The following is a 17279-nucleotide window of genomic DNA, read 5'->3' on the forward strand; positions in this document are numbered from 1 at the left end:
TCTTTCGGGCGATAGCGAGGTGGGGCGACGAGGAGTCGCCGCCACCTTTTTGTTGCCCGCATCAAATTTCATTGTGTGGTCTGCATTCGAGGGCGGCATTGCGAGCGGGGACGGCCGGAGCGGCCGGCAAGTGAGGGATTCGAACGGCATGACAGGCACCTGCGCCACCCGGTTCAAACAGCGTCGGTTCCGTGCATCTTTCAGCGTCTTGACGATGGTTGCCTGCTTCGGGTTGGCAGCCTGCCAGTCGGACGGTCCGGCAGCCCAGATCGCGACGATCGACACCGCCCAGGGTTCGGCCGAAAACATCGCCTCGCTGACCTCCGTCATCGACCGCACCCCGCAGGATCCGGAAGCCTACAACATTCGCGGCTCGGCCTACGGGCGCGGCGGCAAGTACCGCGAAGCGCTCGAGGATTTCGACACCGCCATCCGGCTCAACCCGAACTACTACCAGGCCTATGCCAACCGCGCGCTGATCTATCGGCAGATGGGCGACACCGAAAAGGCGCTCGCCGATTACGCCCGCGCTCTGCAGATCAACCCGTCCTATGACGCGGCCTATATCGGGCGCGGCAATCTCTATCGCCTGGCCGGACGGTCGAACGAAGCGTTCGGCGATTTGCAGCGCGCCATTCAGCTCGACACGACCAATCCTCGCGCCTACCACTATCGCGGCCTGCTCTACCAGGAGAGCGGTCAGCACAATTATGCGCTGGAGGATTTCTCGACCGCCATCTCGATGGCGCCGAAAGCGGCCGAGCCGTATAACGGCCGCGGCATCTCCTATCTCGCACTCGGTGACGAGGACAACGCCTTCTCCGATTTCAACACCGCCATCAAGCTCGACCGCAACAACGCGGAAGGCTGGGCCAACCAGGCGCTGGTCTTCGAGCGGCGCGGCGACAAGTCACGCGCCAAGCGCTCCTATCAGGAAGCGGTGAAGCACGACCCCAACTACGAGCCGGCCGTGGACGGTCTGGCGCGCACGTCGGGCTGAACCGGACGCCCTATCGCTTTGAATCTACGCTTTGTGCTTTCCGACAACCGGCTCCGATCTTCGGGCCGATGCGTCGCAAGCGCTGGATTGCGCCGCGAGCCGGTCGAGATGCATGCGGATATGCGCGGCTTCGGCCGGGGTGCGGGCAAGTGCGATGGCGCGGTCAAAGGCAATGCGGGCTTCTTCGGCGCGGCCGAGTTGCGTCAGCAAAGCGCCGGTAACGCCTAAATAGTGGAAATAGCCCTGCAGCTTCGGCGCCAAGGGCTCGATCATTGCCAGTGCGGCGTCCGGGCCGCGTGCCTTCGAGACGGCGACGGCGCGGTTCAGCGTGACGACTGGCGAGGGATCGAGTTTTTCGAGCATCTGGTAAAGCGAATCGATCTGCTCCCAGTCGGTGTTCTCGGGGCGCGCGGCGCGGGCATGCGCGGCGGCGATGGCCGCTTGCAGCTGGTAGGGCCCGGCATTACGATGACGGATGGCCTTTGCCACCAGCACCAGCCCTTCGGCGATCTTGTTTCTGTCCCACAGATTGCGGTCCTGGTCATCGAGGAGGATGACGTTGCCATGGCCGTCGAGACGGGCCGCAGCGCGCGAGTCCTGAATAAGCAGCAGGGCGAGCAGGCCCATGATCTCCGGCTCGGAAGGAAACAGGCCGAGCAGCAGCCGGCCCAGGCGGATCGCCTCCTCGCACAGCGGCCGGCGGATATGCGCCTCGCCGCCGCTCGCCGAATAGCCCTCGTTGAAGACGAGATAGATCATGGCCGCGACCGCGCCCAGCCGTTCGGCCCGCTCGACCGCGTCGGGAACGGCGTATTCTATGCCGGCATTGGCGATGCGCCGCTTGGCCCGCGTGATGCGCTGCTCCATGGCGGCATCGCCGACGAGGAAGGCACGGGCGATTTCCTTCACGGTCAAGCCGGACACGATGCGCAGGGCCAGCGCGATCTGTTGCGTCGCCGGCAATTCGGGCTGGCAGCAAACGAACATCAGCCGCAGCACGTCGTCGCGATAGTGGCTGTTGTCGAGCCTTTCGGCCATGTCGGCCTCGGCATCCTCGATGTCGGAGAGCTGGTCCTCCGGCGGCAGTTCCTGCAGGCGCCGGTCGCGGCGCACCCGGTCAAGCGCGGCATTGCGACCGACGAAGATCAGCCAGGCAGCGGGGTCGCGCGGCGGGCCCTTGGCCGGCCATGTCTTGAGCGCCCTGAGGCTCGCCTCCTGAAAGGCTTCCTCGGCGTGGTCGAGGTCGCGGAAATAGCGCAACAGCGCCCCCATGACCTGAGGCCGTGCCGAGGCCAGTGCGGCGCCGATCCAATCCAGTTCGCTCAAGGGGTTTCGTCTCCGGCATTATAGGCCAGCAACGGGCGGACCTCGATGCCGCCGACCTCGCGTTCGCGCGCCAGGAGCCGGCCGGCCTCGATGGCATCCTCGTGGCTTTCGCATTCGATGATCCAGAAACCGAGGAGCTGCTCCTTGGTCTCGGCATAGGGGCCGTCGATCACCAGCGGGTCGTCGCCCGCCTTGACCGTCGTGGCGGCCGTGGTGGGCATCAGCCTGAGGCTCGGGCCGATGCGCGCGCGCTCGGAGATTTTCGTCTCGGCGGCGCGCACCCGCGCCATCATGGCCTCTTCATCCGCCTTCGGCAGATGGCTGACCATGGCCTCGGAGTTGTAACACAAAAGGGCGTAGCGCATCCGCTGGGGTACCTCCGTCAGTTGCAAGGACGAAGGAGTATGCCCCAAGCCGACGGACAGGAACAACAAATGTGCCGAAGTTCGAGCCCGCTCGCCCGGTCTCCTGACAGAAACGTGTCAGATGGCGGTGATGCCGCCGTCTATGGCGAGCGTGTGTCCGGTCATGAAGGAATTTTTCGGGTCGGCGGCGAACAGGATCGCCTCGACCACCTCGTCGACCTCGGCGACCCGCTTCATCGGCACGCCGCGCGTCAGCTCGGCGATCGCCTCGTTTTCGGTGCGGCCCGACAGCTTGACGAAATCGCCGACCATGCTCGTGCGCGCGAAGGCGGGGCACACGGCATTGACCCGGATCCCCTTGGAGGCATATTCGGCCGCCGCGGAACGGGTGAGCCCCACAACGCCGTGCTTGGCGGCGGAATAGACCGAAAGCCGCGCCGCGCCGGCGAGACCGGCGACGGAGGAGATGTTGACGATGGCGCCGCCGGTGCCGTCGCGGCGGCACTGCTTTTCCAGCTGGGGAAGCTGGTACTTCATGGCGAAATAGACACCCATCAGGTCGATGTCGATGATGCGCCGCGCCTCGTCGGTCGGCACCAAGGGCAGCTTCACGAAGCTCTGCGCGATGCCGGCATTGTTGATGGCGATGTCGAGGCGGCCGAATTCGCCGACGGCACGCTCCACCAGATCGGCCGATAGCTGCTCTTGCGCGATGTCGCCGGCCAGAACCGTGGTCTCGGTGTCGAGACTGTCGGCGAGCGCAGTCAGGGCATCGGCGTCCATGTCGGACAGCACCAGGCGAGCGCCTTCCGCGGCCAACCGTTCGGCGGTGCGCCGCCCGAATCCTCCGGTTGCGCCGGTGAGCAACACCGACAAGCCCGCAAACCGTACCATGCACTAATTCCCCTTCTCGATGCGCTCCACGGCCAGGCCGGCCAGCAGCTTCACGGCGTTGCCGTAGGTTCGCGCCTTTTGCGGATTGGATGCGTTCCCGTCGAGCGCCCGCTTGTAGACGCCCTGGCAGATAGCCGCCAGGCGGAAGAAAGAAAAGGCGAGATAATATGTCCAGTTGCCGATACCGGCGATGCCGCGCCGCTCGCAATAGCGCGCGACATAGGCTTGTTCGCTCGGGATGCCGAGCGCGGTGCGGTCGATGCCGCCCAGTCCGCGAAAGCCCGAACTGTGCGGCAGGCGCCATTGCATGCACTGATAGGCGAGGTCGGCATAGGGGTGACCGAGCGTCGACAGCTCCCAGTCGAGGACTGCGACGACCTGGGGCCTGTCGGGAGCGAACATCATGTTGTCGAGCCGGTAGTCGCCATGAACCAGCGATACCTGCCCGTCGTCGACGATCGGGTTTTGTTCCAGCCATGCGATGAGCTGGTCCATATCGGCGACCGTGCCGGTCTCCGAGGCACGGTACTGGCTGGTCCAGCGCGACAATTGCCGCTCGAAATAGCTGCCGGGCTTGCCGAAATCGGCGAGGCCGACCGCGTCGACATCGACGTCGTGGAGGGCGGCCAGGGTTCTGTTCATCGCGTCGTAGATGGCGCCGCGCCCGTCATTGCCGGGCGCTTCGGGAAGGGCAGGGTCCCAGAAGACGCGGCCTTCGACAAAGTCCATGACATAGAACATGCGGCCGATCGGGCTGTCCTCTCCGGACAGGTGCAGGACGCGCGGTACGGGAACGGCCGTCTGCGCAAGCGCCTTGATGACGCGGAATTCGCGATCGACCTGATGGGCCGACTTGAGAAGCTGGCCGGGGGGCTTGGCGCGGAGGACATAGCGGCCGCTGTCGGCGGTGAGCAGATAGGTCGGGTTCGATTGGCCGGAGCTGAACTTCTCGATCGAGCGCAGCCCGGCAAAGCCGGCGATGTTGTGTTCCAGGTAGGGGGCCAATGCCCGCTGGTCCAGGGTGTTGGTGTCGCTCATGCCGACTCGCCGGGCGGATCGATCTGGATCAGCGTCAGCCAGCGCGCCGTCAGGGCCGGCTTCTTCGAATTCTCGATCTCGATCGTCACGTCATACTTGATCTCGGCCCAACCGGAAGGACGCACATTGGCCTCGGCCAGCACGAAGGCGGCGCGGATGCGCGAGCCGGTCTTGACCGGCGCCTTGAACCTGATCTCGTCGAAACCGTAATTGATGGCGACCTTGGCGCTCTCGAGCGGCGGAATGGTCTCGTAGGTCATTGCCGAAAGGAGCGACAGGAGCAGGAAGCCGTGCGCGATCGTACCGCCATAGGGGGTTTCGCTCGCGGCGCGTTCGGGATCGACATGGATGAACTGGTGATCGTCCGTCGCGTCGGCGAACTGGTCGATCATCGTCTGGGTCACCGTGCGCCAGGGCGAGGTGCCAATCTGGCTGCCGATGGCGGTCCGGAGGCTCTCGACCGGGACAGGCTTCAGTTTCAATTCCTGCATGGCAATTGGGTCAATCCACGTCCTTGAACAGCGACATACCATGCTGGACCGACTGCCCGCCGTCCAGTGGCAGGATGGCTCCGGTAACATAGTTGCCGGCCTTGCCGCACAAATAAAGCGTCGCACCGGCGATATCGTCGGGATTGCCGATGCGGCCGAGCGGCACGCGAGAGCCCACCTTCGCCGCCTTTTCGTCGGTGCCGGTGGCAAAGGCTGTCATGCGGCTCTGGAAGGGACCGGGCGCGAAGGCGTTGACGGTGATCCGCTTGTCGGCCAACTCGATGGCCAGAGTGCGCGTGAGATGGTGAACCGCCGCCTTGGAGGCGGTGTAGGAATAGGCGCCGTCGGCGATCGGTTGCGTGCCCATGACGGAGCCGAGATTGATGATGCGGGCCGGATCGTCGGCGCTGGCTGCCTTCTCGATCAACGGGAGCAGGGTTCGCGTCAGATGGAAGAGGCCGGTGACGTTGACGTTCAGCACGCGCGCCCAGGCGTGATAGGGAAAGGTTTCCAGCTTTTCGCCCCAGCTCAGGCCGGCATTGTTGATGAGGATGTGCAACTGTCCCGTGCGCTGCGAGACGGCTTCGGCAAGCGCCTTGACGCCTTCCTCGTTGCCGACGTCGCCGGCAAAGCCTTCCGCGCTTCCCGGTGCTTCGAGCGCATTGAGCTCGTCGGCGACCTTTTTGCATTCGGCCTCGCGGCGCGAGGCGATCATGACATGGGCGCCGGCCCTGACGAGCGCCGTTGCCGCCATGCGTCCGATGCCGCTCGCAGCACCCGTAACCAGCGCCGTCTTGCCGGTGAGCGAAAAGAGATCTTCCAGATAGGACATTTCCCCTCCCTTGCGGAACTCATCCAATTGCCGCGTTGACAACATACCCGGTAGTATGTTCATCATTTGCCGGTCCGTAAAGTGCCCGAAGCCGGAAAGCTACACACAATATGCGGGCGGGCTTTGCGATCAAGGGAGGAGGCACCGGCCGATGACGCTGGGCGTGAAGGAGCACGTTGCCGACAATTCGCGCATGGACATTCTGGGTGCGGCTGCCCGGTGCTTCATGGAGCGCGGCTATGCGGCGACCTCGATCGACGACGTCGCGCGCAGCCTCGGCGCCACCAAGGGCCGCATCTACCACCATTTTCCCTCCAAGGCGGATCTGTTCGCGGCCGTCTTCCGCGCCGGCATGGACATGAACTACGCGGCGGTCAGGCCCTATTGCGACCTGCCCGGCCCGGCGGTGAAGCGTTGGCGCATGATGGCCATGGCGCATGTGCTGCAGATGATCGACACCAAGGCCTTCCAGCGCGCCGTGTGGATCGGCGTGGAGATGCATCTGCGCGGTGCGACCACGCCGCAGCAGCGCTCGGTCCTCAACGAACTGATCGAATATCGCAGCAATTACTCCAACCAGTTCCGCGAAGTGCTGCTTGCAGGCCGCGATGAAGGCGTCTTCTGCTTCGACGATCTCAGCATCACCAACCAGCTCATGTTCATGACGCTCAATTCGCCGATCTTCTGGTACACGCCGCGGGTGGGCGAGACGCGGGCCGACATCGAAATCATCGCGCGCCAGATCGTCGATTACGCCGAGGGCGGGCTTCGCGGGACACAAGGACAGTCGACATGACAGAGATGAATCTCGGCATGACCGAGCGCCTGAAGCCGATCCACGATAAGGTCCGCGACATGGTGCGCAACGAGATCATGCCGCTCGACAAGGAGTTCCTGGCGGAGGTCGGCAGGAATGGCGACCGCTGGAGCTATACGCCGCGGCAGACCGAGATTCTCGAAGGGTTGAAGGCCAAGGCGCGCGAGCGGGGGCTGTGGAACTTCTGGCTGACCGGTTCCGAGCGCGGCTATGGTCTGTCGACCGTCGAATATGCCTATCTCGCCGAAGAGATGGGCAAGGCGCATCTGGGCGCGGAAACCTTCAACTGTTCGGCGCCCGACACAGGCAATATGGAAGTGCTCGAGCGCTACGGTTCGCCGGCGCACAAGGAGCAGTGGCTGGCCCCGCTGCTCGATGGCAAGATCCGTTCGGCCTATCTGATGACCGAGCCCGACGTTGCCTCGTCGGACGCCACCAACATTGCCATGCGTTGCGAGCGCGACGGCGACGAATACGTGCTCAACGGCGAGAAATGGTGGTCGTCGGGCGCGGGCGACCCGCGCTGCAAGATCTATATCGTCATGGTGCGCACGGCCGAGGACGGACCGAAGCACCAGCAGCATTCGATGATCCTCGTGCCGGCCGATACGCCGGGCGTTACCAAGCTGCGGGCCATGCAGGTCTATGGCGACGACGACGCCCCGCACGGCCATCTGCACCTGAAGTTCGACAATGTGCGCGTGCCGGCCGACAATCTGCTGCTCGGCGAGGGGCGCGGCTTCGAGATCGCGCAGGGTCGTCTCGGTCCGGGGCGAATCCACCATTGCATGCGTGCCGTCGGCCAGGCGGAGATGGCGCTGGAGCTGATGTGCCAGCGCTCTGTGCGCCGCGAGGCCTTCGGCAAGCCGCTGGCCACGCTCGGCGCCAATTACGATATTATCGCCGAATGCCGCATGGAGATCGAGATGGCGCGCTTGCTGTGCCTGAAGGCGGCCTGGATGATGGACCAGGGCGATGCGCGCGCCGCCGCGCCGTGGATCAGCCAGATCAAGGTCGTCGCGCCACGCGTGGCGCTCAAGGTCACGGACGAGGCGGTGCAGATGTTCGGCGGCCAGGGCATCAGCCAGGATACGCCGCTGGCGCGCGCCTGGACGCATCTGAGAACGCTCAGGTTGGCCGACGGGCCGGACGCGGTGCACCGGCGCCAGGTGGCGCGCACCGAGCTGAGGAAATACACGCAGGAGAAGGTGTGATGAGCGTCACCTCTCCGATGGCGGAGCAGTCAAATATGCCCCCTCCACCACGCTTTGCGTGGTCCCCCTCCCCCGTAAACGGGGGAGGATCAAGCGGCGCCGCCGGCTCCTCCCCTGCGAAGCGGGGGAGGGGGACCGCCGAAGGCGGTGGAGGGGGCATATGCAATTCTGCCCGACGAGGGCACGCAGGCGGCGAGTGTCGACTGCAAACGAGGAGCATGCCATGAAGGCGATCGTCGCGCGCGACTTCGCGCCCCTCGACCAGCTCGACTATGCCGACTGGCCGGAGCCCAAGGCGACGGGCCATATGGTGGTGATCGAGGCCGACACGATCGGCGTCAACTACCCCGACGGGCTCCTCGTCCAGGGGCTTTACCAGATGAAGCCGCCGACCCCCTTCGTGCCCGGCATGGAGGCGGTGGGACATGTCACGGCAATTGGGCCCGATGTGAAATCGGTGAAGGTCGGAGACCGCGTTGCGGCCCTCGGCTCGCTTGGCGCCTATGCCGAGAAGGTCGCGGCGGAGGAAGCGCGTGTCATGGCGCTGCCCGACGCGATTTCCAGCGCCGATGCCTGCGCCCTGATGTGCGGCTACGGGACCGCGCACTATGCATTGAAGCAACGCGGTCAACTCAAGCCCGGCGAGACGTTGTGTGTTCTTGGAGCGGCCGGGGCGACGGGTGTCGCTGCCGTTCAGATCGGCAAGGCCATGGGCGCGCGGGTGATCGGCGTGGCGTCCAGCGAGGCCAAGCGCGCCATAGCCTTTGAGGCCGGCGCCGATACCGTGCTCGGCTACGACAATCTCAAGGACGCCTTGAAGGAGGCGACCGGCGGCAAGGGTGTCGATGTCGCCTTCGATCCCGTCGGCGGCGACAGTTTCGACGCGCTGGCGCGCTCCATGGGCTGGGGCGGACGGCTGCTGGTCATCGGATTCGCGTCCGGAACGATCCCGAAACTGCCGGTCAATCTGGCGCTGGTCAAAGGCTTCAGCCTCGTCGGCGTGTTCTGGGGCGCATTCACGCAGAAGGAGCCGCAGGCCTATGCCGACAATATGCGCGAACTGATCGGCTGGTATCTCGAAGGCAAGGTCAAGCCGGTCATCGAGGGCGAATACAAGCTCGCCGACGCGCCGTCCGTGCTTGCCCGCGTGCTGGCACGCGGTGCGGCCGGCAAGATCGTGCTCAAGCCTTAGGAGGAAAGACGATGGCATCGCTTCCCGACCGCATGCGCGCCCTGCTTCTTGTCAACGAGGGATATTCCAGGATGCCGTCGGGAACGGCGCTGGAGGCGATGAGCCCCTATGTGGAACGCGCCGAGATCGAGGTTCCCGAACCCGGCCCGACGCAGGTCCTTTTGAAGGTCAGCCTGGCCTCGATCAATCCGTCCGACGTCATGTTCGTGAAGGGCATGTACGGTCAGCCGCGCCGCAAGGGCCGGCCGGCCGGCTTCGAGGGCGTGGGCGAGGTCGTCGCTGCCGGAAGCGAGGCCGCTGCGCAAGGCCTCGTGGGCAAGCGCGTGGCCTTTGCCACGGGCTTGAGCAACTGGGGCTCCTGGGCCGAATACGCGATCGCCGAGGCGGGCGCGTGCATCCCGCTGATGGACGAGGTGCGCGACGAGGATGCGGCGGCGATGATCGTCAATCCGCTGACCGCGCTTGCCATGTTCGACATCGTCAAACAGGAAGGCCAGAAGGCCTTCATCATGACGGCGGCGGCAAGCCAGTTGTGCAAGCTGTTGACGGGTGTGGCCGCCGAGGAAGGCTACCGCCCCATCTCCATCGTGCGGCGCGACGACCAGATGGGGCTGTTGAAGGAGATCGGTGCGGCGCATGTCCTCAATGCGACAGCGTCCGATTTCGCTGACAGGTTGCGTGACGTGCTCGGCGCCGAAGAGCCGCGCATCCTGCTCGACGCGGTCAGCGGGCCGCTTGCCGGGCAGATCTTCACCGCCATGCCGAAACGCGCCCGCTGGATCGTCTATGGCCGGCTCGATGCGAGCGATACGGTCATCCAGGAACCGGGTCAGCTCATATTCATGCACAAGAAGATCGAGGGCTTCTGGCTGACGGAATGGATGCGCAACACGCCTCTGGAGCGCAAGGTGGCGACGATCAAGGAGGCGCAGACGCGATTTGCCGACGGGCGCTGGTCGACCGACGTGACGGCCATCGTGCCGCTCGACGAGGCGATCGACCGCGTGGCCGACGAACTGGCCAAGCCGAACGGGAAGGTTTTCATCGTGCCGTGATCGACTGCGCCGGAGCAGGTCGCTTGCGGGAGGTGCGGCCGGCTCTGTAGACTGAACGAAATGCGGCACAGACCGCATATGAAAAAATGGGAGGAGGAACGTCTTGGACGTATTGCAGCTCTTTGTCAGCGGGCTTGCGAATGGCTGTGTCTACGGCCTGATCGCACTCGGCTTCGTGCTGATCTACAAGGCGACCGAGGCGGTCAATTTCGCCCAGGGCGACTTCATGATGCTCGGCGCCTTCATTGCGCTCGGGCTGACCAACGAACAGTTCATGGGGCTGCCCTTCTGGATCGCCGTGCCGCTGGCCATCATCGCCATGGGCGTGGTCGGCTACCTGCTCGACATGCTGGTGGTCAGGCACATGTTCGGCCAGTCGCAGATCGCCATCGTGATCCTGACCATCGCGCTCGGCTTCGTGCTGCGCTTCATCGCCGGCCTCATCTGGGGGCACGAGCCGATCGCGCTGGAATCGCCCATCGCCGGCAAGGAGGTGCGCTTCGGCGGGCTCGTGCTGGGGCTCGACGAGGTGACGATCATCGTCGTCACGCTGATCCTGACCGTGGCCCTTTACATCTATTTCAACCGCACCAAGCTCGGTGTCGCCATGCAGGCGGCGTCGCAAAACCAGCTTGCCGCCTACTATATGGGCATCCCGGTCAAGCGCGTGCATTCGCTGGTCTGGGCGCTGGCGGGCGCCGTCGCCGCCGTCGCCGGCATTCTCTTCGCCTCCAAGGGCTCCATCGACCCGTCGGTCGGACTGCTCGGCATCAAGGCGTTCGCGGCCGCCGTCATCGGCGGCTTCGGCAGCCTTCCGGGCGCCCTTCTGGGTGGCGTGATCGTGGGGCTGATCGAACCCTTCGCCTCCTACTACATCGCCGCCGGCTATTCGCAGCTCATGCCCTATCTGCTGCTTTTCCTTATTCTCGTCTTCCGACCGCACGGCATCCTTGCCCAGGTCCATGCGAAGAAGGTGTGAGGCGTCATGCGGACCGTTTTCAAGACCAGCTACGACGCCGACATCAACCTTTTTCGTCACGGCACGCAGGCCGCCTGGTACATGGCGCTGCTGGTTCTCGCGGTGGTGCTGCCCTTCCTGCTCAGCACGTTCGCCATCGGCGAGGCGACCAATATGCTGATCTGGGCAATTGCCGGGATGGGGCTGATGATCCTGGTCGGCCAGACGGGACAGGCGAGCCTCGGCCACGCCGCCTTCCTGGCCGTCGGCTGCTATGCCAATGTGCTGCTGCAGGAACGGCTCGGCCTGCCCTTCCTCCTGTCCTTCCCGCTGGCCGGGGTGATCGCGGGGCTTGCCGGCGTGCTGATCGCCATCCCGACGACCAAGCTGCACGGCATCTATCTGGCAATCGCCACGCTGGCGGTCTCCATTCTCGCCGACGACGTCATTGTGCTGGCCGAACCGCTGACGGGCGGCGTGATGGGCCTCTACGCGCCGACGATCAACATTTTCGGGCTGGAGATCGACCGCTACGTCAATCCCGACCGTTTCTACTGGTTGACGCTGGTCGTCACGGTCCTGGTCATCCTGGCCTATCGCAATGTGCTCAGATCGCCGCTCGGCCGCTCTTTCGCCGCCGTGCGCGACTCGGAGGTCTCGGCCAAGGCGATGGGCGTCAACGTGGCGCGAACCAAGGCGACGGCCTTCGGCATTTCGACCGCAATCACCGGGCTCGCCGGAGCGCTGATGGGCCATTTCGCCGGCATCTTCAACAACGAGACCTTCAACATCATCATCTCGATCCAGCTTCTCCTGATGATCGTCATCGGCGGCCTGGGCTCCATCCACGGTGCCTTCTTCGGCGCCGTCGTGGTGGCGCTCCTGCCGCAGGCGATCGCGATTTCGCGCGATACGGTCGGCGGGCTTCTCGGAACCGGCTCGATCGCCATTCCGGGGCTCGAACAGGCGATCTTCGGGGCGATCCTGATCGTCTTCATTCTGTTCGAACCGATGGGCATCTACGGGCGCTGGGTGAAGATCCGCACCTATTTCGAGCTCTTCCCCTTCTACCGGCGCGACATGTTCCGTCGGCAGAAGAGCTATCTGAAGACGGAGCGCATGCGATGAGCCTTCTGGAAGTTGACAATGTCACCCTGCGCTTCGGCGGCGTGATCGCCGTCAATCAGGTCTCCTTCGCCGTCGAAGAAGGAGAGGTCTTCGCCCTGGTCGGCCCCAACGGAGCGGGCAAGTCGACGCTCTTCAACCTGATCTCGCGCTTCTACGACCCGGCCGAAGGCGACATACGCTTCGACGGCGACAGCCTGCTTTCGCGCCAGCCGCACGAGATCGCCGCGACCGGCATCGCACGCACCTTCCAGAACATCGAACTGTTCGAGCAGGCGACCGTGCTGCAGAACCTCCTGGTCGGCCGGCACCGGCACCGCAAGAGCAATTTCGTCAACGAGCTTCTCTTCACGCCCTTCGTGCGCAGCGAGGAGCGCCGGCATCGCGCGGCGGTGGAGAAGGTGATCGACTTTCTCGACCTGCAGCCCTACCGCGAAAAATATATCGCCGGCCTGCCCTACGGCGTGCGCAAGGTGGTCGAGATGGGCCGGGCGCTCGCCATCGAGCCGCGCCTGCTGCTGCTCGACGAGCCGGCCTCGGGCCTGTCGGTTGAGGAGACGCAGGACGTCGCCTTCTGGATCGAGGACATCAAGAAGCAGATGGGCATCACCGTGCTCATGGTTGAGCACGACATGCACCTCGTCTCCTCGGTGTCGGACCGGGTTCTGGCGCTCGCCGACGGAAAGACCTTGTCGCTCGGCACGGCCGAGGAGGTGCAGAACGATCCCAAGGTCATCGAGGCCTATATCGGGGTCTCCGACGAGCATGAAAGGGCGGTGGCGTGACGATGCATCAACGGGCCGAAAACCCGCATGCCGAGGAAAAGCCGGCCGTACTTTCGGTGCGCAACATCGAAAGCTTCTACGGGCCCATCATGGCCATCCGCGGCTGCAGCCTCGATGTGCGCAAGGGGCAGATCGTTACCGTGCTGGGCGCCAACGGGGCAGGCAAGACGACGCTGATGAAGACGATCTCCGGCGTCATGGATCCCGAAAAGGGCGAGATCATCTATGGCGGCGAGAACATCGCCGGGGCAAGCCCAGACCGCGTGGTGCGGCTGGGGATCGTGCATGTGCCCGAAGGGCGCGAGGTCTTCCCGCTGCTGACGGTCGAGGAAAACCTGCGCATGGGCGCCTATACGCGCAACGATCCCGACGGGGTGAGGCAGGATATGGAGATGGTCTATTCCTATTTCCCGATCCTAGCCGAACGGCGCCGACAGGCGGCCGGCACGCTGTCGGGCGGCCAGCAGCAGATGCTGGCCATCGGGCGCGGGCTGATGGGGCGGCCGAAGCTGATGCTGCTCGACGAGCCGAGCCTCGGCCTGTCGCCGATCCTGGTCAGGGAGATCTTCCAGATCATCAAGCGGCTCAACCGCGAGCAGGGCGTGACGATGATGGTGGTCGAGCAGAACGCCAAGGTGGCGCTGGAGGTCGCCGATTACGGCTACGTCATGGAACTCGGCCGCATCGTCATGGCCGACGCCTCGCAGAGGCTCCTGGATTCGAAGGACATCCAGGAATTCTATCTCGGCGTCCAGGAGGAAACGCAGCGCGGTCAGAAGCGCTGGAAGCAGAAGAAGACGTGGCGATGATCGCGCATTGCCGTCATACCGGCCAAGGTCGCGGAGCGGCCGCAGAGCAGGGACCCATTGGCCGACACATTATCGAGCGCGGACCCCGTCCGAGCTTGGCGCATGTCGGCATTGTCGCGCCGACCGATAAGCGGGCCGTGCCGCCCCATGGGTCCCGGCTCTTCCTTCGCTTCGCTCCGGTTGGCCGGGATGACGGCCGCGAACAGGCTACGCGCACCCAATCCGGGAGGATCGTATGACCATTGCCGAGAAACTGCCGCCGCAGCAGACAGTGGGTGGCCACAGCTTCAATGCCGAACTCACCGGTCCCGGGCCCTTCTATTTCGACGGCTGCGACACGCTTGCGAAGCTGTTTCGCCAGCGCTGCTTGGAACTGGGCGAGAAGATCGCCCATCGCGAGAAGGATTTCGGCATCTGGCTGTCCTATTCCTGGACCGATTTCTACGAGCATGCGCGGCTCATCGGCCTCGGCCTCGTGGCGCTCGGACTGAAACGCGGCGACGTGGTTTCCATCCTGTCGGAAGATTCCAAGGAATGGATCTACACCGATCTCGCCGTGCAGTCGGTGGGCGGCATCGCCTCGGGCGTCTACACGACGGATTCGGCGAGCCAACTGAAATATCTGGTCAACGATTCCAGCAGCCGGTTCCTGTTCGTCGAAAACGACGAGCAGCTCGACAAATATCTCTCGGTCAAGCACGAGATGCCCGACCTTCAAAAGGTCATCGTCTACGACCGCGAGGGCCTGCATGAGTTTTCCGACGACAAGGTCATCTTCCTTGACGATCTTTACCGCATTGGCCGCGATTTCCTGAAGGAGAATCCGGACCGCTTCGACGAGGAGATCGCAAGGTCCAGGCCGGAGGACACGGCCATCCTCGTCTATACGTCCGGCACGACCGGGCCGCCCAAGGGCGCGATGATCACCCACGAGAACATCGTCGTCTCGATCATCGGCTCCGTGCTGACCCTTCCGGTGACCGAGCAGGACGAGCAGGTCTGCTTCTTGCCGCTGTGCCATATACTGGAGCGCCTGATCAGTGTCTTCACGCCGATAGGCCTGCGTTCGACGGTCAATTTCGCCGAAAGCCCGGAGACCGTGTTCGACAATGTGCGCGAGGTGAGCCCGCACGTGTTCACCGCCGTTCCGCGGGTATGGGAAAAGGTCTACAGCCGCGTGACCATCATGGCGGACGAGGCGACTCCGATCGGCAGATGGGCCTATCGGCGCGCCATCACTGCCGGTGCGGCGCGCGCAACCGCGCTGGAAAACGGCAAGGCCGTGCCGCTCGCCACACGGCTTTCCTATGCCTTCTGGGATTTCGCCGTGCTCAAGAACCTGCGCCGCATGCTGGGATTCGACCGCTTGCGCCGCGGCACGACGGGCGCGGCGCCAATCTCGCCTGATCTTCTCAAATGGTACCGCTCGATCGGGGTGAACATCCTCGAAGGCTACGGGATGACGGAGAGTTCCGGCGTCATCTCGGTCAATCTGATCGAGCGCTACAAGACCGGCACGGTCGGTCAGGTGGTGCCGGGCGGCGCGGTGCGGATCGCCGGGGACGGCGAGATCCAGTACAAGGGCGCCAATGTCTTTGCCGGTTACTGGAACAAGCCGGAAAAGACAGCCGAGACGATCACCGAGGACGGCTGGCTGAAGACCGGCGATGTCGGGCGGCTCGACAATGAGGGCTTTCTGACGATCACCGGCCGGGTCAAGGACATCATCATCACCGCCGGCGGCAAGAACATCACGCCGGCCGAGATCGAGAACCGGCTGAAATTCTCACCCTACGTCTCCGATGCCGTGATCATCGGCGACAAGCGCAAGTTTCTCACCTGCCTGATCATGATCGACCAGGAGAACGTCGAGAAGCATGCGCAGGACAAGCGCGTGCCGTTCAGCGATTTCCGTTCCCTGTGCGCCGCCCAGGAGGTACGCGACCTGATCGGCGCGGTGGTGGCGGAGACGAACGAGGCGTTCGCCCGCGTCGAGCAGATCAAGGATTTCCGCCTGATCGATGTGCTGTTGACCGCGGAAGACGAGGAGCTGACGGCCACGATGAAGCTGAAACGCGGCTTCGTAGAGCAAAAACACAAGAAGCTGATCGACGAGATGTATGGCTAGTGGAACGCCCGGTCGGGCGGGTCATGCTGGGAACTGAACGAACAAACAGGAGGACGACGCATGAAACGCAAAGCAATGAAGTCCATACTCGCCATGGGGCTCGCCGCCGGGCTTGCCTCGGCGGCCCATGCCACGCAGGGCGTGACCGACACCGAGGTTGTGATCGGCTCCAACGGCGACCTGTCGGGCATCTTCGCCTCGTTCAATGTCGGCGCGATCAAGGCGGCGCAGCAACTCTTCGACGAGGTCAACGAGAAGGGCGGCATTCACGGCCGCAAGATCCGCTTCGTCGTCGAGGACCACGGCTACCAGGTGCCGAAGGCGGTTCAGAATTTCAACAAGCTGATCAACTCGGACAAGGTGTTCGCGATGGTCCTCAATCTGGGGACGCCGCACAACATCGCCGGCTTCAAGATGATGGAGCCCAAGCAGGTGGCCAATATCGGACCGCTGACGGCGGCGCGCCAGATGCTGGAAGGCGATACGACCTACAAGTACGCGGGCTTTTCATCCTATTATGATCAGCTGCGCGCCGGCGTGAAATATCTGGCCGAGGAGAAGGGCGCCGAGAATGTCTGCTCGATGTATATCCCGTCCGATTTCGGCCTGGAGATCTATGAGGGGGCCAAGGAAGAGGCCGAGGAACTGGGCCTGACCTGGGCCGCGGAAACCACGCACAAGCCGGACGAGCAGGACTTTGTCGGCTCGATCCAGAAGCTGAAGGACGCCGGCTGCGACATCGTGGCGACCGCGCTTGGCGTGCGCCAGACGATCATCGCCTACGGCACGTCGAAGAAGCTCGGCTGGGACGATGTCACTTTCATCGGTTCCTCGGCCGCCTTCAACACGGCCGTGGCCAAGGTGCCGGAAGGCGTGACCGAGGGCTTCTACGCGGCCGCCGGCTGGGTCGACCACGAGGCCCGCATGGATGTGCCCGAGGTCAAGGAATGGGCGGAAGCCTATGAGGCCAAGGCGGGCGAGCCGGCCGGTACGGCGGCGATCCTCGGTTATGGCGCCGCAAAGAGCTTGGTCATGGGGCTCGAGGCGGCCGGACCGGAGCTGACGGCCGAGAGCTTCCAGAAAGGCATGGAAAGCCTCGAATTCGAGGATGTCATCGCCGACGTGCCGATCAAATACGGCCCCGACGACCATCAGGGCGGCGACCTGATCATCATCTCCAAGATCGAAAACGGTCAGTGGGTCGAAGTCGGCCGCGTCGATCCGACCAAGTCGCAGTAGGATCGGCCACA

Annotated in this window: 17 protein-coding genes; 11 read left to right on the forward strand and 6 right to left on the reverse strand. The window is 64.2% G+C overall.

What is annotated here, in order from left to right:
- Positions 1-214 precede the first annotated feature (214 nt).
- Positions 215-1000 carry a tetratricopeptide repeat protein gene (locus GM909_RS10275; protein ID WP_407941280.1) on the forward strand — a complete coding sequence of 262 codons (786 nt, stop codon included), beginning with the start codon at positions 215-217 and terminating at the stop codon, positions 998-1000.
- A 24-nt stretch (positions 1001-1024) separates the two neighbouring features.
- Here the strand turns inward: GM909_RS10275 and GM909_RS10280 are convergent, their stop codons facing one another.
- From GM909_RS10280 to GM909_RS10305, 6 genes are all read right to left on the reverse strand, one after another.
- On the reverse strand, positions 1025-2326 hold the full coding sequence (locus GM909_RS10280; protein ID WP_157016303.1) for an RNA polymerase sigma factor: 1302 nt from the start codon (positions 2324-2326) through the stop codon (positions 1025-1027).
- Positions 2323-2691 (reverse strand): YciI family protein, encoded by a 369-nt coding sequence (locus GM909_RS10285; protein ID WP_157016304.1) that lies wholly within the window; start codon positions 2689-2691, stop codon positions 2323-2325. Before GM909_RS10285 ends, GM909_RS10280 begins: the two co-directional genes overlap by 4 nt.
- A 117-nt stretch (positions 2692-2808) precedes the next feature.
- Positions 2809-3585, reverse strand: coding sequence for an SDR family NAD(P)-dependent oxidoreductase (locus GM909_RS10290; RefSeq protein ID WP_157016305.1), 777 nt, complete (start codon positions 3583-3585; stop codon positions 2809-2811).
- Between the two features lie 3 nt (positions 3586-3588).
- Positions 3589-4623 carry a phosphotransferase family protein gene (locus GM909_RS10295; protein ID WP_157016306.1) on the reverse strand — a complete coding sequence of 345 codons (1035 nt, stop codon included), beginning with the start codon at positions 4621-4623 and terminating at the stop codon, positions 3589-3591.
- Positions 4620-5114, reverse strand: coding sequence for a MaoC family dehydratase (locus GM909_RS10300; protein WP_157016307.1), 495 nt, complete (start codon positions 5112-5114; stop codon positions 4620-4622). Before GM909_RS10300 ends, GM909_RS10295 begins: the two co-directional genes overlap by 4 nt.
- 10 nt (positions 5115-5124) lie before the next feature.
- A complete protein-coding gene (locus GM909_RS10305; RefSeq protein WP_157016308.1) occupies positions 5125-5946 on the reverse strand; it encodes an SDR family oxidoreductase in 822 nt (273 codons plus the stop codon).
- A gap of 151 nt (positions 5947-6097) precedes the next feature.
- Between GM909_RS10305 and GM909_RS10310 the strand changes: the two genes are divergently transcribed.
- From GM909_RS10310 to GM909_RS10355, 10 genes are all read left to right on the forward strand, one after another.
- Positions 6098-6742, forward strand: coding sequence for a TetR/AcrR family transcriptional regulator (locus GM909_RS10310; RefSeq protein WP_198174202.1), 645 nt, complete (start codon positions 6098-6100; stop codon positions 6740-6742).
- On the forward strand, positions 6739-7977 hold the full coding sequence (locus GM909_RS10315; protein WP_157016310.1) for an acyl-CoA dehydrogenase family protein: 1239 nt from the start codon (positions 6739-6741) through the stop codon (positions 7975-7977). Before GM909_RS10310 ends, GM909_RS10315 begins: the two co-directional genes overlap by 4 nt.
- Before the next feature lie 223 nt (positions 7978-8200).
- The gene (locus GM909_RS10320) at positions 8201-9169 is read left to right on the forward strand and encodes an NADPH:quinone oxidoreductase family protein (RefSeq protein WP_157016311.1); all 969 of its coding nucleotides are present in this window, start codon (positions 8201-8203) and stop codon (positions 9167-9169) included.
- 11 nt (positions 9170-9180) lie between these two features.
- Positions 9181-10224 carry a zinc-binding dehydrogenase gene (locus GM909_RS10325; protein ID WP_198174203.1) on the forward strand — a complete coding sequence of 348 codons (1044 nt, stop codon included), beginning with the start codon at positions 9181-9183 and terminating at the stop codon, positions 10222-10224.
- A gap of 103 nt (positions 10225-10327) precedes the next feature.
- A complete protein-coding gene (locus GM909_RS10330; RefSeq protein ID WP_157016312.1) occupies positions 10328-11203 on the forward strand; it encodes a branched-chain amino acid ABC transporter permease in 876 nt (291 codons plus the stop codon).
- Positions 11204-11209: 6 nt separating this feature from the next.
- The gene (locus GM909_RS10335) at positions 11210-12310 is read left to right on the forward strand and encodes a branched-chain amino acid ABC transporter permease (protein ID WP_157016313.1); all 1101 of its coding nucleotides are present in this window, start codon (positions 11210-11212) and stop codon (positions 12308-12310) included.
- A complete protein-coding gene (locus GM909_RS10340; RefSeq protein WP_157016314.1) occupies positions 12307-13092 on the forward strand; it encodes an ABC transporter ATP-binding protein in 786 nt (261 codons plus the stop codon). The genes GM909_RS10335 and GM909_RS10340 overlap by 4 nt, the downstream gene beginning before the upstream one ends.
- 2 nt (positions 13093-13094) lie before the next feature.
- Complete coding sequence (locus tag GM909_RS10345; protein WP_157016435.1) at positions 13095-13901, forward strand: ABC transporter ATP-binding protein; 807 nt, start codon at positions 13095-13097, stop codon at positions 13899-13901.
- Between the two features lie 235 nt (positions 13902-14136).
- Positions 14137-16029 (forward strand): AMP-dependent synthetase/ligase, encoded by a 1893-nt coding sequence (locus GM909_RS10350; protein WP_157016315.1) that lies wholly within the window; start codon positions 14137-14139, stop codon positions 16027-16029.
- A 60-nt stretch (positions 16030-16089) separates the two neighbouring features.
- The gene (locus tag GM909_RS10355; protein WP_157016316.1) at positions 16090-17268 is read left to right on the forward strand and encodes an ABC transporter substrate-binding protein; all 1179 of its coding nucleotides are present in this window, start codon (positions 16090-16092) and stop codon (positions 17266-17268) included.
- The last annotated feature ends 11 nt before the right edge of the window (positions 17269-17279 follow it).

This window comes from Mesorhizobium xinjiangense, from assembly GCF_009749525.1.
In the GTDB taxonomy this organism is placed as follows: Bacteria; Pseudomonadota; Alphaproteobacteria; order Rhizobiales; family Rhizobiaceae; genus Mangrovimarina; species Mangrovimarina xinjiangensis.